Genomic DNA, 611 nt, shown 5'->3' with positions numbered 1-611 from the left:
CGGTCGGGATGACCTCGATGGAGGACCAAGGGTCATCGCCGAGGCACATGACCGAGCCCTTGCCGAAGCGCTTCTCGATCTGGATGAGGGCCAGCTCGAGCGCCCTCTCGCGGTCCTGTTCTTTCATGGCGTCCGCCTGGATGGGTGGGGCGTGTCATTGCGGCCGGCGGTCCCGGGTCACCGCGCCGGCGGCCCGGGGTGTCGGTTCTGCGGCGGCCCGCGCGGGCTTCGGGGCGATGGTGCCGGGTGTCGCATCACTCCGGCTCCGTTTCACCGTCTCGGCGCCGCTCGCGGGGCTGCCGTCACTCTGTGGTCTTTTCGGTCGCCGCCGGTTGCCCCGGCGACTCTGCCGTCCTTCCTCCGGTCGCCTCGGCGGCGGTCGGCTCTTCTCTCCAGGGCAGCTCATCGACCGGGTCGTCGGGGAGCCTTGGGAGGCCGTGCCCTTCACGTCCGTCCAGGGCCGTCTCGATGGAGGCCTCCGGGCGGATACGGGAGTCGTCGTCCTGGTCCTGGTGGTCGTCCCGGTATTCGGGATGACAATCGATGCAGGTCAAACCGAGCGCAGCCTGCGGGGTCCAGGTCTCGTAGGGGTCGGTCGGAGTGGGGTCGGT

The 611-nt window shown here is 70.0% G+C and carries 1 protein-coding gene and 1 pseudogene; both read right to left on the bottom strand.

Going from position 1 to position 611, the window contains the following annotated elements; translation table 11 throughout:
• A pseudogene (locus tag B7L92_RS40050) lies at window positions 1-127 on the bottom strand (recombinase RecA); the annotation flags it as partial.
• Between the two features lie 175 nt (window positions 128-302).
• Window positions 303-611, bottom strand: a 309-nt coding sequence (locus tag B7L92_RS37985) for a hypothetical protein (RefSeq protein WP_107501747.1), incomplete at its 5' end; no start/stop codon positions are given.

The organism is Streptomyces viridosporus (genome assembly GCF_002078235.1).
GTDB lineage: Bacteria > Actinomycetota > Actinomycetes > Streptomycetales > Streptomycetaceae > Streptomyces > Streptomyces viridosporus.
Note: the sequence above shows the minus strand (reverse complement) of the source record. Positions and strands in the feature narration are given on the sequence as shown.